The organism is Bacteroides sp. D55t1_190419_B8, assembly GCF_015558905.1.
Lineage (GTDB): Bacteria > Bacteroidota > Bacteroidia > Bacteroidales > Bacteroidaceae > Bacteroides > Bacteroides vicugnae.
In genome coordinates, this window is the sequence record NZ_JADMOU010000006.1 from 121406 (window position 1) to 143533 (window position 22128).

20 protein-coding genes, 1 tRNA gene and 1 riboswitch are annotated in these 22128 nt (G+C 41.4%); of the genes, 8 read left to right on the forward strand and 13 right to left on the reverse strand.

What is annotated here, in order from left to right:
• Positions 1–2 precede the first annotated feature (2 nt).
• A complete protein-coding gene (locus I2I13_RS07680) occupies positions 3–1424 on the reverse strand; it encodes a tetratricopeptide repeat protein (protein WP_148364520.1) in 1422 nt (473 codons plus the stop codon).
• A gap of 183 nt (positions 1425–1607) precedes the next feature.
• On the opposite strand from I2I13_RS07680, the gene I2I13_RS07685 reads away from it, so the two are divergent.
• Together I2I13_RS07685 and I2I13_RS07690 are read left to right on the forward strand one after the other, a co-directional pair.
• Complete coding sequence (locus I2I13_RS07685) at positions 1608–2354, forward strand: ATP-binding protein (protein ID WP_195649224.1); 747 nt, start codon at positions 1608–1610, stop codon at positions 2352–2354.
• 15 nt (positions 2355–2369) lie between these two features.
• Positions 2370–2741, forward strand: coding sequence for a DMT family protein (locus I2I13_RS07690; protein WP_004304892.1), 372 nt, complete (start codon positions 2370–2372; stop codon positions 2739–2741).
• 113 nt (positions 2742–2854) lie between these two features.
• Here I2I13_RS07690 and I2I13_RS07695 read toward each other — a convergent pair whose 3' ends face one another.
• From I2I13_RS07695 to I2I13_RS07720, 6 genes are read right to left on the reverse strand one after another with little or no spacing between them, the layout of a single operon-like run.
• Positions 2855–3868 carry an FAD:protein FMN transferase gene (locus I2I13_RS07695; protein WP_195649225.1) on the reverse strand — a complete coding sequence of 338 codons (1014 nt, stop codon included), beginning with the start codon at positions 3866–3868 and terminating at the stop codon, positions 2855–2857.
• A 30-nt stretch (positions 3869–3898) separates the two neighbouring features.
• A complete protein-coding gene (locus I2I13_RS07700; RefSeq protein ID WP_195358501.1) occupies positions 3899–4480 on the reverse strand; it encodes a manganese efflux pump MntP family protein in 582 nt (193 codons plus the stop codon).
• Positions 4481–4486: 6 nt separating this feature from the next.
• Complete coding sequence (locus tag I2I13_RS07705) at positions 4487–5236, reverse strand: DUF6048 family protein (protein WP_195649226.1); 750 nt, start codon at positions 5234–5236, stop codon at positions 4487–4489.
• Positions 5220–5804 carry a DUF6452 family protein gene (locus tag I2I13_RS07710; RefSeq protein ID WP_195649227.1) on the reverse strand — a complete coding sequence of 195 codons (585 nt, stop codon included), beginning with the start codon at positions 5802–5804 and terminating at the stop codon, positions 5220–5222. Before I2I13_RS07710 ends, I2I13_RS07705 begins: the two co-directional genes overlap by 17 nt.
• Positions 5805–5825: 21 nt before the next feature.
• Positions 5826–6776 (reverse strand): glycosyltransferase family 2 protein, encoded by a 951-nt coding sequence (locus I2I13_RS07715; protein ID WP_148364525.1) that lies wholly within the window; start codon positions 6774–6776, stop codon positions 5826–5828.
• Positions 6777–6808: 32 nt separating this feature from the next.
• Positions 6809–7366 (reverse strand): DUF4199 domain-containing protein, encoded by a 558-nt coding sequence (locus tag I2I13_RS07720; RefSeq protein WP_015532571.1) that lies wholly within the window; start codon positions 7364–7366, stop codon positions 6809–6811.
• Between the two features lie 308 nt (positions 7367–7674).
• Here I2I13_RS07720 and I2I13_RS07725 point away from each other — a divergent pair.
• A tRNA-Thr gene (locus tag I2I13_RS07725) sits at positions 7675–7748 on the forward strand.
• Positions 7749–7917: 169 nt separating this feature from the next.
• Here I2I13_RS07725 and I2I13_RS07730 read toward each other — a convergent pair.
• The 6 genes from I2I13_RS07730 to I2I13_RS07755 form a co-directional block, all read right to left on the reverse strand.
• Positions 7918–8391: a hypothetical protein gene (locus I2I13_RS07730; protein WP_004309775.1), complete on the reverse strand. Its 474-nt coding sequence runs from the start codon at positions 8389–8391 to the stop codon at positions 7918–7920.
• Positions 8392–8794: 403 nt separating this feature from the next.
• Positions 8795–10075, reverse strand: a complete 1281-nt coding sequence (eno, locus tag I2I13_RS07735; protein WP_148364527.1) for a phosphopyruvate hydratase — start codon at positions 10073–10075, stop codon at positions 8795–8797.
• A gap of 179 nt (positions 10076–10254) precedes the next feature.
• Positions 10255–10917: a pentapeptide repeat-containing protein gene (locus tag I2I13_RS07740; protein ID WP_009000687.1), complete on the reverse strand. Its 663-nt coding sequence runs from the start codon at positions 10915–10917 to the stop codon at positions 10255–10257.
• Positions 10918–10954: 37 nt separating this feature from the next.
• Entirely contained in the window at positions 10955–11332 is a 378-nt protein-coding gene (gene crcB, locus I2I13_RS07745; protein ID WP_074557087.1) for a fluoride efflux transporter CrcB, read from the reverse strand.
• A 27-nt stretch (positions 11333–11359) separates the two neighbouring features.
• Positions 11360–11422: riboswitch (Fluoride riboswitch) on the reverse strand.
• 17 nt (positions 11423–11439) lie between these two features.
• A complete protein-coding gene (locus tag I2I13_RS07750; RefSeq protein WP_195649228.1) occupies positions 11440–12216 on the reverse strand; it encodes a hypothetical protein in 777 nt (258 codons plus the stop codon).
• Positions 12217–12226: 10 nt separating this feature from the next.
• Positions 12227–13060 carry a M23 family peptidase gene (locus I2I13_RS07755; RefSeq protein WP_148364529.1) on the reverse strand — a complete coding sequence of 278 codons (834 nt, stop codon included), beginning with the start codon at positions 13058–13060 and terminating at the stop codon, positions 12227–12229.
• Between the two features lie 329 nt (positions 13061–13389).
• Between I2I13_RS07755 and I2I13_RS07760 the strand changes: the two genes are divergently transcribed.
• From I2I13_RS07760 to I2I13_RS07780, 5 genes are all read left to right on the forward strand, one after another.
• Positions 13390–15549: a glycoside hydrolase family 97 protein gene (locus I2I13_RS07760; RefSeq protein WP_195649229.1), complete on the forward strand. Its 2160-nt coding sequence runs from the start codon at positions 13390–13392 to the stop codon at positions 15547–15549.
• Between the two features lie 164 nt (positions 15550–15713).
• Entirely contained in the window at positions 15714–17123 is a 1410-nt protein-coding gene (locus I2I13_RS07765; RefSeq protein ID WP_148364531.1) for an amidophosphoribosyltransferase, read from the forward strand.
• A gap of 153 nt (positions 17124–17276) precedes the next feature.
• On the forward strand, positions 17277–18500 hold the full coding sequence (gene pepT, locus I2I13_RS07770) for a peptidase T (RefSeq protein ID WP_195649230.1): 1224 nt from the start codon (positions 17277–17279) through the stop codon (positions 18498–18500).
• A 68-nt stretch (positions 18501–18568) separates the two neighbouring features.
• Positions 18569–19654, forward strand: coding sequence for a glycine cleavage system aminomethyltransferase GcvT (gene gcvT, locus I2I13_RS07775; protein WP_195649231.1), 1086 nt, complete (start codon positions 18569–18571; stop codon positions 19652–19654).
• Between the two features lie 151 nt (positions 19655–19805).
• Positions 19806–22079: a cation:proton antiporter gene (locus tag I2I13_RS07780; RefSeq protein ID WP_008644441.1), complete on the forward strand. Its 2274-nt coding sequence runs from the start codon at positions 19806–19808 to the stop codon at positions 22077–22079.
• Positions 22080–22128 lie beyond the last annotated feature (49 nt).

Genomic DNA, 22128 nt, shown 5'->3' on the forward strand with positions numbered 1-22128 from the left:
ATTTATTTTGTTTTTTCTGCATTACGTACATTCACTTCGAGAGCATCCAGTTCTTCGGACATTTGCAATATCCGCTTTTCAAGGTCGAGAATGGCAGGAGCCATTTTGGCTTTTCCCTGTTGGTTGGCACCGGCATATTGTTGTCGAAGGCTGTTCAGCTTTTCTTCTTGTTGATAATAGTCTTTTTCCATCTGCTGATAGCGTTGGAAAAGTGTCTTGGCTTTTGCGGATTTAAAGTCGCTCATCAGATAGTAAGTCGTATGGTCGTCAATGACAAACTCAAAATCCATGGCACGGCGTTCTTTGGGCTTATGACTGATAGCAGCTTCCAATCGTTGCAGTGCTTCGGTAACCGCTTGTTTATCCTTCCAGGTTTCTTTCAGCGAATGAATCTGCGCCAGACGAATGATCTGTTGCTGCTCCATTGCTTCATAATTATAAGTCTGTTTGGAAGTGTTAGGAATGAATACATAAATACATACCTTTCCTTCCGGTTGGAAACGGTCGGAAGCAAACCATCCGAGGTTGTTGTATTCATCAATGACGTACATATAATCGTTGTACGGCGAGTTGAACGGCATACCCACATTTTCCGGAACAAGATAAGTGTCGGTATTTGTGTTGTAGCGAGTGACAAAAATATCATAGCCACCCAGTCCCTCGCCATCGCTGGCGTAATAAACGGTGACTCCGTCCGATAGGACAAACGGATAATTCGCATTGCCGGAAGCATTGATACTACCCGGTAACGGGCGTCCGTCACTCCATTCATTCAACAATTTATTCTTTGAGAAGATGTCAAGATTACCTTTCTCACCCTTTTCGCTATAATAAATTTTATTTCCGATTTCTGTTTCATAAACAGTTCCCGGATGATCTCCTTCTGTCTTGAAGAACTCATTGAAAGTAAACAGCTTGCCCGATTCTTCGCTAATCTTGTAAGCGTTCAGGAAAGTCGCCTTGTCCACAACGAAGCTGTCGATGATGCACACATCTTCAACTCCCTTCAACATACGGAGGTCGGATTTACTTTTCTCCAGAAGCTTTTCCGCTTCTTCCGTCGATTTTTTACGTTTACTTAAATCTGCGATATATTCCTCAAAGCAGTTCACAGCGTCTTCAAAGCGGTACGTCTCATTATATGCTTGTCCCAAATAGAGTTGTCCACCGGTGATACGTTTCTTTACTGCTATTTCAAGAGGTTTCACCGCCTCTTCCGCCTCTCCGGTTTTCAGGCAACATACGCCATACCAATAATTATAATTCCCGTTCGACGGTTGTGATTTAGCATACTTCTTAAAAACTGGTTTGGCTTGTTCGTACTCACCTTTGGTAAATAAGGTGCGTGCCTGTTCCAACGTTTGTGCAGAGACTTCGCAAAGGAAGAGGCTGCAAATTAAAAATAGAATATATTTTCCTTTCATCGTTTTGAGCGTTTATGAGTGACGGGTAGATTGAAAACATTGCTGCTTTCGGGCACCGGTCTATTTATCAATTGTTCAAAAGTACAAATTTATTAGAAATAAACCCTTTTTCAGTGATTCTATTATGTTAATTCTTCTTTAAATCATTCTTTTCGCTTACTTTTGCAGCCGATTTTCAAAGATATGACACAATTTACGGAAGAAGAGAAAACCATTCGCCGCATTGAACGGCGGTTTAGCAAAGGAGTGGTGCAATATGAATTGATAGAAGAAGGAGACAAAATCCTTATCGGACTGTCGGGAGGAAAAGATTCGTTGGCGCTTGTGGAACTGTTGGGGAGACGCGCACGTATCTATAAACCTCGCTTTTCTGTCGTTGCCGTCCATGTAGTGATGAAGAATATTCCTTATCAGAGTGATACTGAATATTTGAAAGCGCACTGTGAAGCGTATGGAGTTCCCTTTGTGCAGTATGAGACTGCCTTTGATCCTGCTACCGACACACGTAAATCTCCCTGTTTCCTCTGTTCATGGAACCGTCGGAAAGCCTTGTTCACAGTTGCCAAGGAACACGGATGCAATAAAATCGCTCTCGGTCACCATATGGATGATATTTTGGAAACTTTATTGATGAATATCACTTATCAGGGAGCTTTCAGTACAATGCCGCCCCGGTTGGTGATGAAGAAGTTTGATATGACAATTATTCGTCCGATGTGTCTGGTTCATGAAGCCGATTTGGTAGAATTGGCAGCTTTGCGACATTATCAGAAGCAAGTGAAGAATTGTCCTTATGAATCGCAGTCCAGCCGGAGTGATATGAAAGGAATTTTACGGCAGTTGGAAGCGATGAACCCGGAAGCTCGTTATAGCCTTTGGGGTAGCATGACTAATGTACAGGAGGAATTATTACCAGATAAAATAGATTAATTTGAATAGATTGTTATGAAAGGATTCTATACCATTTTGTTGCTGATCGTATCTAATGTCTTTATGACATTCGCTTGGTACGGACATTTAAAGATGAAACAGGAGTACAGTTGGTTTGCGGCTCTTCCGCTGATCGGTGTGATTGCGTTCAGCTGGGCGATCGCCTTTTTTGAATATTCCTGTCAGATACCGGCCAATCGTATTGGCTTTATAGGTAATGGAGGCCCGTTTTCATTGATGCAACTAAAAGTCATTCAAGAGGTAATAACACTTGTTATTTTTACAGTGTTCACTACAATCTTTTTTAAAGGTGAGGCTTTGCATTGGAATCATCTGGCTGCATTTGTTTGTTTAATTGCTGCGGTGTATTTCGTGTTTATGAAATAGATATTTGCCAATTGAATAGAGGCTCTGTTTTACTCAAGTAGAACCTCTATTTTATACAAGCAGAGGCTCTATTAATGTCCAATAGAGCCTCTGCTTGTATAAAATATATATTATTATGGAGTAGCTATGTATTTTTTCATTCCTTCCGTGTAGAAAGTCTTGAACTCTCCATTTTCTCCGCTATAAATAAAGTAGGCGTCAATCGTTGTATCCGCTTTGCAGAAAGCTTCCGCTTCTTCCAGTCCCATCACCATGAAGGCGGTGGCAAGGGCGTCGGCAGTCATACAGTCTTTGGCGATTACCGTAGAGGACAAGATGTTGTGTTGTACCGGATAGCCAGTTCTAGGGTCAATCGTATGGGCGTATTTTTTCCCATCCTTATAATAATAGTTACGATAGTTTCCGGAAGTAGCCAAGCCTAAATCTGTTATCTCAAGAATTGTCTGTAAGTCTTGGTTTACGGCCAGTGAATCGTCGACGGGCTTATTGATTCCAATGCGCCATAAGCCTTTGGAAGGATTTTTCCCTTTCACTACCACCTCGCCGCCTATATCTACCATATAGTTTTTTATTCCCTTACGGTCGAGCAGTTGTGCGATTACGTCTACCGAATACCCTTTGGCAACGGCACTACAACTTAACATAGTGCGAGGATCCTGTTTGATGACTTTGCCGTTATCCATTTTCACTTTTTCATATCCGGTGATTTGTAACAGACTGTCTATCATTAATGAATCAGGAAAAGCACCTTTTTTGAAACCGAATCCCCAAGCATTGGCAAGAGGGGCCACTGTAATGTCGAAAGCACCCTTTGTCTCGTGGGAAATTTCCATCGAGCGGTTGAAACATTTCTGGAAAAAACTATCAGTCACCAGCTCTTCATTGCGGTTGACGCGACTGATAACAGAACTGTCATTGAATGGAGATAAAGATTGGTCGAAGCGTTTCAGTTCAGCTTCTATTTCCGGTTTTAAATCACCGTCATGCTGATAAGTAATTTTATACACTGTCCCAAATACCAAACCTTTGACACTATAATAGCCAACTTGTTGATTATGTCTGACTAATATCCAGATAGTTGCCAAAATCAAGAAAGCCAGCCAAAGGAAACTTTTCTTTGTTTTCATACGCTCTTCTATTTGATGAGAAAACTCGTTTTATTGAAGAAATAAATGTTCAATTAATATCTTTAGTCCGATAATGACTAGAATGATACCTCCCCATAACTCCGCTTTCAGTTTCCGGGCGATGCCACAGCCACATTGGATACCAAAGATCAGCCCGATGAGCGACATGGCGAAAGATACAAATCCGATGATAAGGATAGGAGAGATGATTTCTGTATAGTCCTGCACTCCTAAACAAGCAAAGGAGATACCGACTGCCAATGCATCAATACTTGTGGCTATCGCCATTGTCAATACCACTTTCGGATTTGCCGGATTGAACAGTTTACAACATTCTTCTTCTTTGAAAGATTCTAAAATCATTCGTCCGCCTAAGAAGGCAAGGATCGCGAAAGCAATCCAATGGTCTACACTTTCTATAAGATGACTGAATGTCTTTGCACACATCCATCCGATAAATGGCATGATTGCCTGAAAAAGGCCGAAAGCAAAAGCCATGACTAGCATGGGTTTCCATCGGGTACGTTTCAAAATAATACCGCTTGCAATTGAGACAGCGAAACAATCCATCGCCAGACCTATTGCAAGCAGCCAAATCTCTAGTCCTGTCATTGTATTCTAAAGAGGCAATTTATAAATAAGGGAATAAGTGATTCCCATGTTACTCGATTTAAATTTTCCGTAACCGGGCACGTACCATGGGTCTCCATATTCTCCGGTAGATGCTTTGGTTTTGTATTTCATACGTACTGACCACCCCATGTTGAAGTTTTTGTAAATACGTACTTTGACGCCTAAAACGATTTCCAGCCATTGCACCGATCCTTTCATGCCCAGATGGCTGAATGGCACACTTCCTCCCCAATAACCGTCTTCCAAACTCGGGTTGCTTATCGCATCTCCCCAGATAGGATCGTCTGCCGGCATCGTGGAAACATCATATTTAAATGAACTGAATGCATAGCGAAGTCCTGCATACAAGTAGCTGTTCTTCTCTTTTTTCTTTGCCATGGTGTTGTAATCCACGCCGATTCGGAAGAATGGAGCCATTTTGCTTTTGTAGTGTATGCCTGTTTCGCTCCAGGTATCTGTTCCTCCCATACCAAACTCAATGGTAGGGATGAATTTGTTCTTGAGGTTAACGGCTACACTGACTTCGGAACTCATAAAGTCACCTCCCAGCAGCTTGCTTCCAATACCATATAAATCCACACCGACATACGTACCATTGTAAAGCGGAATGGTATCTATCTCGGCAACCTCTTTTTTCTTCTGGTCTCTTTTAGGCGTTTGCACCGGACGTTGCTGTTGTGCCAGCAACGGAAGCCCAATGCAAAAGAGTAGAAGCAGACTAATTAGTCGTTTCATCAGGTGTGCGTTCTGGCCGATAATTATAGAATATCTGCAAGTTCTCGATTTCATTTGTATTGGCTTCTTTATTTTTTATATGAAGAGAATCTATCTGGTCCGGCTGCCCGTTGCCAGAGGGGGGAGGGTTGCCCGGTCTTCCCGGTTTTCCAAATTTGGCGCTGAGTATATTTTGTTTCATCATATAACCACATTCCATGGACTGGAAATAAGGGGTATTCTGTTGTACAATGTATAATGTGTCAACATCTTTTTCTCTACGTTTGGGATCGTATCTGAATATGAACACAGTAGTGTCACTTGTGTATCGTAGTGGCAGCATCAGGGTATGCACATTCTTTTCATTGTTCAGGATGATAGAGTCAGTGCCCAATGCTGTGATTGTTAATGAATCAAGCGTGTCTTTTAATGCAACAGTAGGATTATCCGGATCAATGGTATATATTGTGCAGTACATCATCGGACGTCCTGCCAATGAGCAATCGTTCTCATCCGAGCAGGCACTATGTAAGCTGACTGCACCGCCAATGATAGTCAATATGAGAAAGATGCGAATTAAATTCTTCATAGTCAGTTTATTGAATGTGAATCAAATTTTCTTTTCTATCTGATAGTTATTCCGTTCCGGTGCATTGCGCGAGATGAGTTCGCCAAGGAATCCGGCTAAGAATAATTGTGTACCTATAATCATTGCCGTAAGTGACAAATAGAAATAGGGAGAGTCGGTCACCAGTCGGTAAGGGAGACCGTTGGACATGGCGTATAATTTACTGGCGCCTACAATGATGACAGAAATCATACCGATCAGGAACATCAATGATCCCAGCAGTCCGAAGAAATGCATCGGTTTAACTCCGAATTTGGAAAGGAACCACAAGGAAATCAAATCCAGATATCCGTTTACAAAGCGGTTTAGTCCGAATTTAGTTGTTCCATATTTGCGTGCCTGATGGTGTACTGCCTTTTCACCGATTTTCTTGAATCCGGCATTCTTTGCCAGATAGGGGATGTAACGGTGCATCTCGCCATAGACTTCGATATGTTTTACAACGTCTTTTCGATATGCTTTCAGACCACAGTTGAAGTCGTGCAGGTTTTTGATGCCTGATACTTTGCGGGCGGTAGCATTAAACAACTTGGTGGGCAGTGTCTTTGAAATAGGATCATATCTCTTTTGCTTCCAGCCGGATACCAGGTCATAGCCATCCTTTGTAATCATCCGGTAAAGTTCGGGGATTTCATCCGGGCTATCTTGCAGGTCGGCATCCATCGTTATGACTACATTTCCTTCCGCTTCAGCGAATCCACAGTAGAGTGCAGGTGATTTACCGTAGTTACGGCGGAATTTGATACCTTTTACATGTTCCGATTGAGCTTTAAGCTTTTCGATCACTTCCCATGAATGGTCGGTACTTCCATCGTTTACGAAAATCACTTCGAATGAGAATCCGTTGGCTTGCATTACCCGTTCTATCCAAGCATAGAGTTCGGGTAGTGACTCTTCTTCATTGAATAATGGGATTACAACTGATATATCCATTTTTTAATTACTAATTACTTACGAATTACAAATTACGATTGAGACACTCCGTCATTTTCCGGTTTGGCCTTTTTCATTACCATCAATGCGGTGGGAATGGCCAGGATGCTTCCCCAAAATACATCCCATGACAATAGTTGCATGGTGATATTGATGGAAGTAAGTGAACGGGCGGTATCTATCGTTTCTTTTATAACTTCTTTGTTTTCTATCAGAGCCGGGGTGTTGGTCATCAGTTCGTCCCACAACTGGATGTAAGAGTTGATGATAAATCCATGATCGATGAATTGGAAATAGGCGTAGTGGGCCACAGCTACCAGCAGAGAAGCAAACATATACATAAATATGGTAAAGAGCATGGCATGCGAAAATTGGATACTTCCCCCGCAAATCTTATCCCGGTACATTTTCGCATAGTGATATCCGATGAAAGGTACGGACAATGTCAGGATTACAAATAAAAGCGAAAGGAAAGGTATGTGGAATCCCAACGGAAATAATATGAACTTCAATATCCAGTAGATTCCCATATACGTGCCAAAATGCATGGCATATTTTTGTAAATAGCTTCTGTTCTCTGTCATCTTCATTTATAAATTGCGCACAAAGGTACAAATAATATCGGTTGGTAGGGGAAATCTGGTTGTTAAAGTTAATAAAGCAGAGGAAGTTGCTGTCTGAATATTTTTTTGCAATTTTAATTGCCTGAAATGTAGCCTGTTAGTCTTTTATTAGTAAAAAAGTTGTCTGCAGCTATTGCAGAATACATAAAAATGTCTACCTTTGCAACCGCAAAACGGGTAAGTCCTATACGGCCAGCTCCCTTCGAATCCTCCAGGGCTTGATCGCAGCAAAGGTAGTTGGTTGTAGCGGCGCGATATAGATAGCTTACCCACCCGCCTCTTTAGCTCAGTTGGCCAGAGCACGTGATTTGTAATCTCGGGGTCGTTGGTTCGAATCCGACAAGAGGCTCAAAAAAAGGATATATAACAAATCCAAGAAAAAAGCATTCAGGTATTAGTCTGGATGCTTTTTTTTTATATTTGCATATTATCGAAATACGCAGTTCCCTAATTGTTGTAATATTCCATTTTTAAGAAAAGCAAATATTTATAGTTTCTTTTTGATTCATCATTGTTATTCATTCTTGTATATTATGCTCCGGATAGGACCTGAGTAAAAGCATCACATTGGATAAATGGCGTTGCAATATTCCATGAAGTTGCTTGATGATATTTATATTCCCGGAGAGAAAAACGATGAATTGCAGTTGAGAGGCAATTTCCTGATTCGTTTGTTTGCGTTCTTTACTTTCGATGTTATTTTGCATTAGATAAATGCCTAATGCTTTCTGAATATCAGCTATTCCCTTATCCCATTCATGTTCGCCAAGTGTTTGAATGAAAGTACAATATTGCTTGAGCTTTTTGCTTAGCTTTTTTAAACTGTTGTATTCGGTGTCAATGGGAGGATTAATGTGCGCAGAGCGTATTATGTTTGACATCTGCAAATAATACGTTTTCATTCCATTTTCAGAATTGAATGTAGTCAGGATATACTGTTTCGTAGCTTCTGAAACCTCTTCCTGTAAGTCTTTTAATTGACTGTTTTCCATAATCATTAGAATTTAAAAGATGAATAATTAGATTGATGGGAGAGGAAGAAGTGCTAATAAAAAAGCGGTTTCGCCTGTCCCATTGTCTAACATACCGACGGCAGGTTTAGAGGTGCATTAACACTCTCTATGGGGGTACGAAACCGCCCATATAAGAGTTCACATACGAACATAAAAATGCTCGCTGCGATAGTAGGCAGGTTTCCCCACCGTCTGTTAATATGTTAGACGTTGCAAATGTAGCCTTATTAATTCAATCCGCAAAATATTGGAGATATTTATTGATGCTTAGTGAAGCTAGTTTTCTTACGATGCAAAAAGATTTAGTGAATGGTTAATATGTAAAAATCCCCGGATAATCAAATTGTCCGGGGATGAATTATTCAAGTAAGAGAATATTGAATTATTTAATTCTCTTGTAACCATATACAGCCAAATCTCCCAGTTCTTCTTCGATACGGAGTAACTGGTTGTATTTCGCCATACGGTCGGAACGGCTCAAAGAACCGGTTTTGATCTGTCCGCTGTTGGTAGCTACTGCGATGTCTGCAATAGTAGCATCTTCCGTTTCACCCGAACGGTGAGAAGTAACAGTAGTGTATCCATGACGGTGAGCCATTTCGATAGCGTTCAGTGTTTCTGTCAGCGAACCGATTTGGTTTACTTTAATCAGGATAGAGTTGGCACAGCCTTTTTCGATACCCATTGCAAGGAAATCTACGTTGGTTACGAACAGGTCGTCACCTACCAGCTGGCAACGGTTGCCGATGCGTTCAGTCAGCTTTTTCCAGCCTTCCCAGTCGTTTTCGTTCATACCGTCTTCGATAGAGTCGATAGGGAATTTGTTGATTAGTTCTTCCAGGTAGTCAACTTGTTCTGCGGAAGTGCGTTTCTTACCTTTTTCACCTTCAAACTTGGTATAATCGTAAATACCATCGTGGTAGAATTCGGAAGCAGCACAGTCCATGCCGATCATTACGTCCTTGCCCGGTTCGTATCCTGCTGCTTTGATAGCGGCCATAATAGAGTTCAAAGCATCTTCCGTACCTTCCAGGTTAGGAGCGAAACCACCTTCGTCACCTACGGCAGTGCTAAGGCCACGGTCTTTCAAAACCTTCTTCAAGGCATGGAATACTTCGGCGCCCATACGCAAACCTTCTCTGAAAGAAGGAGCACCTACGGGGCGGATCATAAATTCCTGAAATGCGATAGGAGCATCACTATGTGAACCACCGTTGATGATGTTCATCATCGGTACAGGCATTACATACGTATTTGTTCCACCGATATAGCGATATAGAGGAAGGTCCAGATAGTTGGCAGCAGCTTTGGCTACGGCAAGAGATACACCAAGAATAGCGTTAGCACCTAAATTAGATTTAGTCTTAGTGCCGTCCAATGCCAGCATTGCGTAGTCGATACCTCTCTGATTGAGTGAAGACATACCAATCAGCTTCGGAGCGATGATTTTATTTACATTATCAACCGCTTTTTGTACTCCTTTTCCACCATAGCGCTGTTTGTCACCATCGCGAAGCTCCAATGCTTCGTGTTCACCTGTGGAAGCACCCGACGGCACAGAGGCACGTCCCATAATGCCGGATTCCAATACTACGTCAACTTCTACTGTGGGGTTACCTCTTGAATCGAGAATTTCTCGAGCTACAATTTTTTCAATTTTCATCGTTTCTATTGTTTTTGAATAAGATTTCTGCAAAAGTACGGACTTGACGGGGAGTGAGAAATCACTATAAATAGGTATTCTTTTTGTGCCTATTCCCTATATGTCGTTAGTCCGACCTTATATTATAACAACGGGACGATGCTTTTTGTTTGAGTGCGAAGGGGTGAATTTGCAGGATTTTAATCTTCGATAATAACCCCTAACAATGGAAGCAAATCCATTGCTTGCAGGGAAGTGATGACAGCCCCTTTCAGATCACTGATGTTAAGCGTGATTCCGCTGATACGGGAAGTGCGCAAATCTATTCCACGAAGCGGAGCATGTGAAAAATCGGCTTCCACGAGATCACAACTCTCAAATGCGACGGATGAAAAACGGCAGTCGTTCAGACTTCCGTTGCGGAGCTGGCTGTGTGCAAAACGTACCTGGTTCATTTTACTCATAGCCAGATTGATATAACCTGCGTTGCAGTCATGCAGCAAGACGTGATTCATCGTTGTTTCCGATAAATTGGTACCCAATAGTTTGCAGGAAATGAATTCTACCCGGTAAAGAGAACTTTCAGCGAAAGAAATATTGGATAAGTCGCAGTTCTCAAACCTGACATCGGTCAGCTGGGAAGAACGGAATTTACATTCGCTGAATGTCTGATGCTGAAAGGTGCAGTTTTTGAAACTTTTATAAGATTTGTCGATGCCTTCTTCTTTTCCTTTGCAGAATAAAAGATGAGAGACGGTTTCTTCTCTGTCGAGCCATTCCTGTAGGGTAGTAGTACTGACTTCCTGCTCTTCCATCATGGGAGGAACAACGCGGACGGGTTTGGTTGGGTTTCTTTTAATCATAAATATGTCAGTATGTTATGTTTTTATCATTTCCATTTCAGAATAATTTTGTAAGTGCATGCCCAAGGTATAACATAACAAATCCTAAAAACAAGCTAAGAGTAACATAAAGCGAGAGATAGAAGAAATTATCATTTTTAATTAGTTGAAAGTTCTCATTCATGAACGTTGAAAAGGTGGTGAATCCTCCGCAGAACCCTACAGTAAGAAACATTCTTAGATTGGAGTTCATCAGATTCCCTCGTTCGAAGAGTCCATAAAACAGACCGATGGCAAAACAACCGAGTACGTTGACCAGAAAGGTTCCTAAAGGAAAGGAAGTGATCAGATAATTCTGTGCATAGCGTGAGATGAGGTAACGTAGTATGCCTCCAGTGAAACTTCCCATGCCGATAAATAATAAAGTTTTGAGCATTAGCTGACAATTTAAGAGTTATACATTCAAATTGTAGGGATCATCAGCTCCAAAGGGCGGTTAAAGGCTAATCCCATAGCCGATGCAAAGATAGAAAAAAGATAAAACTATCTGCAGAAAGCTTCAAAATCTTTTTCAAATTGTTTGAAGCCTCCGGTATAAATCTGATCTATCTGTTCGGACACTGTGGACGAATTGTTTTTGTTTTGGAGGGAGTGCACAAAATCATGGAATATCTGCCGGGGAATTTTCTCAATCCAAAAAGTAACAAGTGCATGGGAAAGGATATAGGCATATTGCTCATCGGTTCTTTGTTGCTGCATAAATTCTTTCTGGCGACTGTTGATGAAGGTGAGTAAATCAATGTCCCCTAACATATATATAGTGCGGATTCTTCCTTTTTCGTATTCGGTAAATGTATGTTGGAGTCCTTTTTTATTGGCTTTACAGTGCTCAAAGTATTCAGCAAGTCCCTCGTTAAACCAAATGGGAGGACGCCCTGCTGTAATTTTCAAGGTGAGGTGATGGCTCAGTTCGTGATAGATGATGCCAAGGCCTTGTTGATATTCTTTCTCTCTGCTTAATATAATAGCTTTCTGTAATCTGGGTATATATAAACCGTTTGTGCCTTTGGGGGGATGAATGTTGAATTTATCCAGATAAGTTAGAGCGTCTTCTCTTTTGTTGAACACTGTTAACTTGAGGTTAAGCGTATCAGGAAGTCCGAATTGTGAGTAGAATTCAACTTCATATTGGAGAGTCTGTTCAATCTTCCGGCGTTCTTTGTCAGTAAGCGGGTCGCCTTCATAAATGATTTGTACGGTCTGTGCATGAAGTAAATCGCAAAAACAGACCCAAAGGAGGATTAGATGAAATACACGCATATTCTTTTCTTTATTTTGAGTATTTCTGTTTCTGAAATTTCTTTTTTTCACGTTTCGTCATTTCAAGCATGATCAGCTCGTCATCTATAGCCGATTTATAGGCAACTTTTTCATCTAGTTTTATATCTCCTTTATCTGTACGGAATACAGGAGTAAAATGAGAGTACGGATAACCTAGAGGACCATTTGAATCGAATTTATTGTTATCTAGAAAAAAGTAGGAGATTGATACTCCAAGTACTCCGGCTATTCCTATTGGTTGCCCAGTCATGATTTCCTCACCCCCTTGGATGAAATTCTGGCTCATCATAAGGTATGCGGCAAAAGTGTGATCGGGGTGGTATATTAATAATTGTTGTGGTAACACTGTTGTACATGCCACTCCTCTGCGGGTGGCATAAATGGTGTCACCTTCTTGAATTTGGAATATCATCGTTTTTGCAGATTCTTGCAAGGCGATTTGCCATTTTGTTTCTTTACCAGCTTTTACGGGAAGTGCGTAAGGAGTGCTGATTTTAAAATCTTTAGGGAATTGTCCGCGAAAGAACATATATCTGCTTGAATTCTTGAAGGGATTATTGGCATTGGAACCTTTCTCTATTCTGAATACCGTGTTTTTCCCTGGATTTAGATTGTATGAACGGTCGTTTTCGCGAAATAGATAATAGCTGCACAGGTCTTCGTTGTAATAGTTTAATTCTGTCCCTCCCTCTGGGGTCTGTTCCCATTTCGATTCAATAATACGGGGAGGCATCTCCATTAATTTTCGTAGGGATTGAGCGGAGGTATAAGTTGTAGATAATATAAAGAGAAACAATATCGTGTATCTAAGATCTTGTATCATAATAATATTAGATTATGTGTTTTTTAAAGTAAGATATTTTGCTTACAAATTTATCAATTATATATTAATATCACTGTATTCTTTGAACTTTTTAGCCTCTATTTTTTATTAGACATGGATTTTTAGGCTATTTCAGTATGATAATATGCTTTGTTATTCCATGTAGATACTATATTTTTTCTGTTGAATGACTTTGCTATTGTGCTTATTAATAGCTTCTTATCTCTTTTGTGATATTCGGAAATACTATATTTTATTTATAATCCGGAGTAATGCTTGTCATTCCTGTCTATCTTTGCCATACGATTATTAACTAACTCATTTATATCATGAAGAACATGAAAATAGGAACTGCAATATGGGTCTGCCTGTTGCTCTCTTTTTTCTTCGGCACATCAGCAAAGGCCGAAAGTATCACTTCTCCTGACGGACAATTAAAACTAAATTTCTCTGTCAACACGCAAGGAGAACCGGTGTATGAACTCTCTTATAAAGGAAAAGAGGTGATTAAACCTTCGAAACTGGGACTGGAATTGAAAAATGATCCCGGACTGATGAACGGATTCACTCTGGCCGATAGTAAAACTTCAGCTTTTGATGAAACATGGGAACCGGTGTGGGGAGAGGTGAAATCAATCCGCAACCATTATAATGAAATGGCTGTTACCCTGAATCAAAAGGCACAAGATCGTAATCTGATTATTTGTTTTCGTCTTTATAATGATGGCTTGGGCTTCCGCTATGAGTTCCCGCAACAAAAGAATCTGAATTACTTCGTTATAAAAGAAGAACATTCGCAGTTTGCTATGGCCGGCGATCATACGGCATTCTGGATTCCTGGCGATTATGATACGCAGGAATATGATTATACCGAATCCAAGCTTTCTGAAATTCGCGGATTGCTGCAGGGTGCAATTACCGGCAATGCTTCTCAAACATCTTTCTCTCCAACGGGGGTACAAACGTCCTTGCAAATGAAGACAGCCGATGGGTTATATATCAATCTGCATGAAGCGGCTTTGGTTGATTATTCTTGTATGCATCTGAACCTTGACGATCAGAATCTGATTTTTGAATCATGGTTGACTCCTGATGCAAAAGGGGATAAAGGTTATATGCAAACGCCTTGCCGTTCACCTTGGCGCACGGTGATTGTCAGTGATGATGCTCGTGATATTCTGGCTTCCAAATTGACTTTGAACTTGAATGAGCCTTGTGCCTACGAAGATGTTTCTTGGATTAAGCCGGTGAAATACATCGGTGTGTGGTGGGAAATGATTACCGGAAAAAGTTCATGGTCGTACACGGATGATGTTTATTCTGTGAAACTGGGACAGACGGATTATTCCAAAACAAAACCGAGCGGGCGTCATGCGGCCAATAATGACAAAGTGAAGCGTTACATTGACTTTGCTTCCAAACATGGATTCGACCAGATCTTAGTGGAAGGCTGGAATGAAGGTTGGGAAGACTGGTTCGGAAATTCGAAGGATTATGTCTTTGATTTCGTAACTCCGTATCCTGATTTTGACGTGAAGATGCTCAATGCGTATGCGAAGGAAAAAGGAGTGAAGCTGATGATGCATCACGAGACTTCCGCTTCTGTAAGTAACTACGAGCGTCATCTTGATAAAGCCTATCAGTTTATGATAGATAACGGATACAATGCTGTGAAGAGCGGGTATGTAGGTAATATTATTCCCCGTGGAGAACATCATTACGGGCAGTGGATGAACAATCATTATTTATATGCGGTGGAAAAAGCGGCCGAATATAAGATCTGTGTAAATGCTCACGAAGCAACCCGCCCGACAGGATTATGTCGCACATATCCGAATCTGATCGGTAATGAATCGGCTCGTGGCACGGAATATGAAGCCTTTGCAGGGAATAAGCCGTTCCATACTACCTTGCTTCCTTTCACTCGTCAGATTGGTGGACCGATGGATTATACACCGGGTATCTTTGATACAAAACTTTCTTTCCTGTCGGGCGACCATAGCTTTGTACGTACTACTTTGGCAAAACAATTGGCACTTTATGTAACGATGTACAGTCCTTTGCAAATGGCAGCCGACCTTCCGGAAAGTTACGAACGTCACATGGATGCATTTCAATTTATCAAGGATGTAGCCGTTGATTGGGATGACAGCAAGTATCTGGAAGCGGAACCGGGAGATTATATTACCGTAGCACGTAAGGCAAAAGGTACTGATAACTGGTTTGTAGGTGGTATCACCGATGAGAATCCCCGTACTTCTGCTTTTACACTTGATTTTCTCGAACCGGGAAAACAATATGTAGCTACTCTCTACGCTGACGGAAAGGAGGCGGATTTTGAAAAGAATCCTACTTCTTACCAGATAAAAAAAGGACTTGTAACAAACAAGAATAAGATGTCTGTGAAGCTGGCACGCAGCGGAGGATTTGCGGTAAGTCTGATTGAAGCAACTCCCGCTGACTTGAAAACGATCAAGAAATGGAAATAAGATTCAGGTAAAAAGATTGTTTACGGATTCCCCGCTTTTTAATAAATATTAGTTGTGCTTCGCAAAGAAAACTAAAACTTTGCGGAGCGCTTTTTTTATAGGATGGATTCTTTTTTGTACTTTTGCGCCATCTTTTTTAAAACATCATCAATAAAGAGAACAACATGGGAGGTTTTTTCGGAACAGTCTCGAAAACTAGTTGCGTGACTGATTTATTCTATGGCACAGATTATAACTCACATCTGGGTACCAAGCGGGGAGGACTCGCAACATATAGTGAGGAAAAAGGTTTTATACGCTCCATTCACAATTTGGAAAGTACTTATTTCCGAACCAAGTTTGAAGGAGAACTCGACAAATTCAAAGGAAACGCCGGAATCGGCATCATTAGCGACACAGACGCACAACCTATCATCATCAATTCTCACCTCGGGCGCTTCGCCATTGTCACAGTCGCTAAAATAGTCAATATCCAGGAATTGGAAGAAGAGCTTCTCAGTCAAAACATGCACTTCGCCGAACTTAGTTCGAGCAACACCAACCAGACGGAACTTATCGCATTGCTTATTATACAAGGTAGAACTTTTGTGGAAGGTATCGAAAATGTGTTTAAGCACATTAAGGGGTCTTGTTCGATGTTGCTTCTGACGGAAGACGGAAGTATCATCGCAGCACGTGACTGGTGGGGACGTACTCCGGTGGTGATTGGAAGGAAAGACGGTGCTTATGCTGCAACAAGCGAATCGTCCAGTTTTCCGAATCTGGATTATGAGATTGAGAAATATTTAGGTCCCGGTGAGATTGTCCGTATGTATGACGATCATGTTGACCAACTTCGCAAGCCCAACGAGGATATGCAGATTTGTTCGTTTTTGTGGGTGTACTACGGGTTCCCGACTTCTTGTTATGAAGGAAAGAATGTAGAGGAAGTGCGTTTCACCAGCGGATTGAAAATGGGACAGACAGATGAATCGGAAGTGGATTGTGCCTGCGGTATTCCTGATTCGGGAGTGGGTATGGCTTTAGGATATGCCGAAGGAAAGGGGGTTCCCTATCATCGTGCTATTTCCAAATATACACCGACATGGCCTCGTAGCTTCACTCCGAGCAATCAGGAGATGCGTTCGCTTGTAGCCAAGATGAAGTTGATTCCAAACCGTGCCATGCTGCAAAATAAACGTTTGTTGTTTTGTGACGATTCAATCGTACGGGGAACTCAATTGCGTGACAATGTGAAGATTCTGTATGATTACGGAGCGAAGGAGGTACACATGCGTATCGCTTGTCCGCCATTGATTTACGCTTGTCCGTTTGTTGGCTTTTCGGCTTCCAAAAATGCATTGGAGTTGATTACCCGTCGCATTATCAAGGAACTGGAAGGGGACGAGAATAAGAACCTGGAGAAATATGCTACTACCGGTTCGCCGGAATACGAAAAAATGGTTAGCATTATTGCCGAGCGTTTCGGTCTCAGTTCATTGAAGTTTAATACGCTGGAAACGCTGATTGAGGCTATCGGATTACCTAAATGTAAGGTTTGTACACATTGCTTTGATGGTAGCAGCCATTTTTAAAGTAGTCAGATAGGATATTTAAGTATCCGGATAAAAGTATACAATAAAAAAGAGCCGTGAATTGCTTTGTAATTCACGGCTCTTTTTTTACCTTTACGGCACTATAAACTATCAATTTGTAAATTGTAATTAGTAACTTGTAATTAAAATAATATGACTTTAGTAGACAGATTTTTAAAGTATGTAAGCTTCGATACACAATCTGATGAATCGACAGGGCTTACTCCAAGTACTCCGAAGCAGATGATTTTTGCTGAATACTTGAAAAAAGAGTTGGAATCTTTGGGATTGGAAGATATTACTTTGGATGAGCATGGATATCTTTTTGCTACACTTCCTGCCAATATAGATAAAGAAGTACCCACTATCGGGTTTATTGCCCATATGGATACAAGTCCTGATATGACGGGTAAGGATGTCACTCCACGCATTGTGGAAAAGTATGACGGTTCGGATATTGTGCTTTGTGCTGAAGAGAAGGTGATTCTTTCTCCGTCACAATTCCCGGAATTACTGGATCATAAGGGGGAAGACTTGATTGTGACCAATGGAAAGACGTTGCTTGGTGCTGACGATAAAGCCGGGATTGCGGAAATTGTATCTGCAATGGTGTATCTGAAGGAACATCCGGAAATCAAGCACGGAAAAATCCGTATCGGCTTCAATCCGGACGAAGAAATTGGTGAAGGTGCCCATAAATTTGATGTAGAGAAATTCGGTTGCGAATGGGGATATACGATGGATGGAGGTGAAGTAGGGGAGTTAGAATTTGAAAATTTCAATGCTGCCGCTGCTAAAATTACCTTTAAAGGACGTAATGTGCATCCGGGATATGCCAAGAATAAGATGATTAACTCAATCTATCTTGCCAATCAATTTATCACATTGCTACCCTCTCAGGAAAGACCGGAGCATACGACCGGTTACGAAGGATTTTATCATTTAATCGGTATTCAGGGAGATGTGGAGCAAAGCACTGTATCTTATATCATCCGCGATCATGACCGTGCGAAATTTGAGAACCGTAAAAAAGAGATGGAACGTCTGGTTGCTCAAATGAATGCTGAACATGGAGCGGGTACTGCAACTCTCGAATTGCGCGACCAGTATTATAATATGCGTGAGAAGATAGAACCGGTAATGCATATCATCGATACCGCTTTTGCTGCGATGGAAGCTGTGGGTGTGAAACCGAATGTAAAACCGATTCGTGGAGGTACGGATGGTGCGCAGCTTTCCTTTAAGGGATTGCCTTGTCCGAATATCTTTGCCGGTGGGCTGAATTTCCACGGTCGTTACGAATTTGTGCCTATCCAGAATATGGAGAAAGCAATGAAAGTGATTGTGAAAATAGCAGAACTGGTGGCTTCCAAATAAAAAGACGGTAAGCTCCGGTAATACTTAATACCTGATACTTAATACTTAAAACTTAATACTTTAAAATAATGAAAACCACTCCGTTTACAGAGAAACATATAGCACTTGGTGCTAAAATGCACGAGTTTGCAGGTTATAATATGCCTATTGAATATTCCGGTATCATTGATGAACACATAACTGTTTGTCAGGGTGCCGGTGTATTTGATGTATCGCATATGGGAGAATTTTGGGTGAAAGGTCCGCAAGCGTTGGCCTTTCTGCAGAAAATAACATCTAACAATGTGGCGGCACTGACTCCGGGTAAAATACAATATACTTGTTTTCCTAATGAGGACGGAGGTATTGTAGATGATTTGCTGGTTTATCAGTATGAACCGGAAAAATACATGTTGGTGGTGAATGCTTCCAATACGGAAAAAGACTGGAACTGGTGTGTTTCTCATAATACGGAGGGAGCCGAGTTGGAAAATTCGTCGGACAATATAGCTCAACTTGCTATACAGGGTCCGAAGGCTATTTCGGTTCTGCAAAAGTTGACGGATATTGATCTTGCTTCTATTCCTTATTATACATTTAAGGTTGGAACGTTTGCAGGTGAAGAGAATGTGATTATCTCCAATACGGGTTATACCGGTGCGGGAGGTTTCGAACTTTATTTCTATCCGTCTGCGGCTGATTCTATATGGAAGGCTATTTTTGAGGCTGGTGAAGAGTATGGCATTAAACCTATCGGTTTGGGTGCCCGTGATACGCTCCGGTTGGAAATGGGCTTCTGTCTGTATGGCAATGATCTGGATGATACGACTTCTCCGATAGAAGCCGGATTGGGATGGATCACTAAGTTTGTGGAAGGCAAGGATTTTGTCAATCGTCCGATGCTGGAAAAACAGAAAGCGGAAGGTGTTATCCGTAAACTGGTTGGCTTTGAAATGATTGATCGAGGAATTCCCCGTCATGGCTATGAACTGGTGAATGATGAAGGCGGGAAAGTCGGAGTAGTGACCTCCGGTACGATGTCGCCTACCCGTAGGATTGGTATCGGTATGGGATATGTGAAACCGGAATATAGTAAGGTGGGTACGGAAATCTGTATCGATATGCGTGGTCGGAAATTGAAAGCTGTGGTAGTGAAACCGCCTTTTAGAAAGTAAAAAATAGGCTTGTTATTGTGTATAGCCCCGGATAAGTTACGACTCTATCCGGGGCTAACTTATTTTATGATGGTTATTACAAAACATATCCGTAAATATGTTGTTTATCCCATAGAAATAATATAATTTTGTCATCAAATACGATAAAATAATGTCTCAATTACCTACTCTTATAGCTGACCTCGCACTTATATTGATTTGTGCCGGTGTTATGACTTTGTTGTTTAAGAAGTTGAAACAACCTCTGGTCTTGGGATATGTAGTTGCCGGATTTCTGGCAAGTCCGCATATGCCGTATACTCCTTCAGTGATGGATACTGCCAATATTAAGACTTGGGCGGATATTGGTGTTATTTTCTTGCTGTTTGCTCTTGGTTTGGAATTTAGTTTTAAGAAGATTGTCAAGGTGGGTGGTTCTGCCATCATTGCTGCCTGTACCATCATCTTTTGTATGATTTTGTTAGGAATAGGAGTCGGCATGGGTTTCGGCTGGCACAGGATGGACAGTCTGTTCTTGGGCGGTATGATTGCGATGTCGTCTACTACTATTATTTATAAAGCTTTTGATGATTTAGGATTAAGGAAGAAGCAGTTTACCGGACTAGTGTTGAGTATCTTGATTTTGGAAGATATTTTGGCCATTGTATTAATGGTGATGCTTTCCACCATGGCGGTGAGCCAACATTTTGAAGGTACCGAGATGTTGGAGAGTATCGGGAAATTATTGTTTTTCCTTATTCTGTGGTTTGTTGTCGGTATCTATCTGATTCCTGAATTCTTGAAACGCTGCCGGAAATTGATGGGAGAGGAGACTCTGCTTATTGTGTCGTTGGCGCTTTGTTTCGGTATGGTAGTGATGGCGGCTCATACAGGATTCTCTGCTGCATTTGGTGCATTTATAATGGGATCTATTCTGGCGGAAACAATCGAGGCGGAATCCATAGACCGGCTGGTGAAACCGGTAAAGGATCTTTTTGGAGCTATCTTTTTCGTATCGGTCGGTATGATGGTGGATCCTGCAATGATTGTAGAATATGCCGTACCTATTATAGTTATTACTTTGGCTGTTATCTTGGGGCAGGCTGTTTTTGGAACATTCGGTGTTATTCTCTCCGGAAAGCCTTTAAAGACAGCTATGCAATGCGGCTTTAGTTTAACGCAGATCGGAGAATTTGCGTTTATTATTGCTTCTTTGGGAGTCTCTTTGCATGTGACGAGTGACTTTCTGTATCCGATAGTGGTAGCGGTTTCTGTGATTACTACTTTCCTGACTCCTTATATGATTCGTTTTGCCGAGCCGGCTTCTACTTTTGTGGATGCTCATCTTCCGGAATCATGGAAAAAAATAATGATGCGTTATTCTTCCGGTTCGCAAACAGCCCTGAATCACGAGAATTTGTGGAAGAAGCTCATCTTGTCAATGGTACGTATAACAGTTGTTTATTCAATTGTCAGTATGTCGATTATTGCACTTTCTTTTCGTTTTGTCGTGCCATTCTTTAAAGAGAATCTGCCTCATTTCTGGGCATCATTGTTGGGAGCGGTATTTATCATTCTGTGTATTGCTCCTTTCTTGCGTGCCATTATGGTGAAGAAAAATCATTCGGTTGAGTTTATGACCTTATGGCATGACAGCCGTGCCAACCGTGCACCGCTGGTATCGACAATCGTGATTCGTATTATGATAGCGGCACTTTTCGTCATCTTTGTTATTTCCGGATTATTTAAGGCGTCTATCGGATTGATTATTGGAGTGGCTGTACTTGTTGTATTGTTGATGGTATGGTCTCGCCGTTTGAAAAAGCAATCGATATTGATTGAACGTCGTTTCTTTCAGAATCTCCGTTCCAGAGATGTACGTGCAGAGTATCTGGGAGAGAAAAAGCCGGAGTATGCCGGTCGTTTGTTGTCGCATGATTTGCATCTTGCCGATATGGAAATTCCGGGTGAATCCAGTTGGGCGGGAAAGACATTGATGGAGCTGAATCTGGGGAAGAAGTTTGGAGTTCATGTTGCTTCTATTCTTCGTGGAAAGAGGAGGATTAATATCCCCGGTGGTTCTGTCCGCCTGTTTCCGATGGATAAGATACAGGTGATAGGTACGGATGAACAATTAAGTGTGTTTAATGAGGCGATGCAAAACGGAGCGAAGATAGACTGGGAGGTCTATGAAAAGAGCGAGATGGCTTTGAAGCAGTTTATCATTGACAGTGATTCTGTTTTTCTGGGTAAAACGATTCGTGAATCGGGTATTCGCGACAAATATCATTGTATGATAGCCGGTGTTGAAAGTGAAGACGGTACACTGATGGTTCCTGATGTAAATGCTCCGCTCGAAGAAGGTGATGTTGTCTGGGTGGTAGGCGAAAAAGAGGATGTGTACCAATTAGTCGATCAAAAAAACGAAAAAGTACAAGCCGGATAAGAATGGAATACCTATTTTTGCAACGATAAAAACTTAAAATAATAATATC

Bases quoted from the DNA above. Each gene is read 5' to 3' on its own strand.
- I2I13_RS07710 (WP_195649227.1), bottom strand. From the start codon at position 5,804: ATGAAGAATTTAATTCGCATCTTTCTCATATTGACTATCATTGGCGGT.
- I2I13_RS07780 (WP_008644441.1), top strand. From the start codon at position 19,806: ATGTCTCAATTACCTACTCTTATAGCTGACCTCGCACTTATATTGATT.
- I2I13_RS07690 (WP_004304892.1), top strand. From the start codon at position 2,370: ATGAAAGGATTCTATACCATTTTGTTGCTGATCGTATCTAATGTCTTT.
- I2I13_RS07685 (WP_195649224.1), top strand. From the start codon at position 1,608: ATGACACAATTTACGGAAGAAGAGAAAACCATTCGCCGCATTGAACGG.
- I2I13_RS07740 (WP_009000687.1), bottom strand. From the start codon at position 10,917: ATGATTAAAAGAAACCCAACCAAACCCGTCCGCGTTGTTCCTCCCATG.
- I2I13_RS07695 (WP_195649225.1), bottom strand. From the start codon at position 3,868: ATGAAAACAAAGAAAAGTTTCCTTTGGCTGGCTTTCTTGATTTTGGCA.
- I2I13_RS07700 (WP_195358501.1), bottom strand. From the start codon at position 4,480: ATGACAGGACTAGAGATTTGGCTGCTTGCAATAGGTCTGGCGATGGAT.
- I2I13_RS07730 (WP_004309775.1), bottom strand. From the start codon at position 8,391: ATGGAAAACAGTCAATTAAAAGACTTACAGGAAGAGGTTTCAGAAGCT.
- I2I13_RS07755 (WP_148364529.1), bottom strand. From the start codon at position 13,060: ATGATACAAGATCTTAGATACACGATATTGTTTCTCTTTATATTATCT.
- I2I13_RS07765 (WP_148364531.1), top strand. From the start codon at position 15,714: ATGGGAGGTTTTTTCGGAACAGTCTCGAAAACTAGTTGCGTGACTGAT.
- I2I13_RS07680 (WP_148364520.1), bottom strand. From the start codon at position 1,424: ATGAAAGGAAAATATATTCTATTTTTAATTTGCAGCCTCTTCCTTTGC.
- pepT (WP_195649230.1), top strand. From the start codon at position 17,277: ATGACTTTAGTAGACAGATTTTTAAAGTATGTAAGCTTCGATACACAA.
- crcB (WP_074557087.1), bottom strand. From the start codon at position 11,332: ATGCTCAAAACTTTATTATTTATCGGCATGGGAAGTTTCACTGGAGGC.
- I2I13_RS07720 (WP_015532571.1), bottom strand. From the start codon at position 7,366: ATGAAGATGACAGAGAACAGAAGCTATTTACAAAAATATGCCATGCAT.
- I2I13_RS07750 (WP_195649228.1), bottom strand. From the start codon at position 12,216: ATGCGTGTATTTCATCTAATCCTCCTTTGGGTCTGTTTTTGCGATTTA.
- eno (WP_148364527.1), bottom strand. From the start codon at position 10,075: ATGAAAATTGAAAAAATTGTAGCTCGAGAAATTCTCGATTCAAGAGGT.
- I2I13_RS07705 (WP_195649226.1), bottom strand. From the start codon at position 5,236: ATGAAACGACTAATTAGTCTGCTTCTACTCTTTTGCATTGGGCTTCCG.
- I2I13_RS07760 (WP_195649229.1), top strand. From the start codon at position 13,390: ATGAAGAACATGAAAATAGGAACTGCAATATGGGTCTGCCTGTTGCTC.
- I2I13_RS07715 (WP_148364525.1), bottom strand. From the start codon at position 6,776: ATGGATATATCAGTTGTAATCCCATTATTCAATGAAGAAGAGTCACTA.
- gcvT (WP_195649231.1), top strand. From the start codon at position 18,569: ATGAAAACCACTCCGTTTACAGAGAAACATATAGCACTTGGTGCTAAA.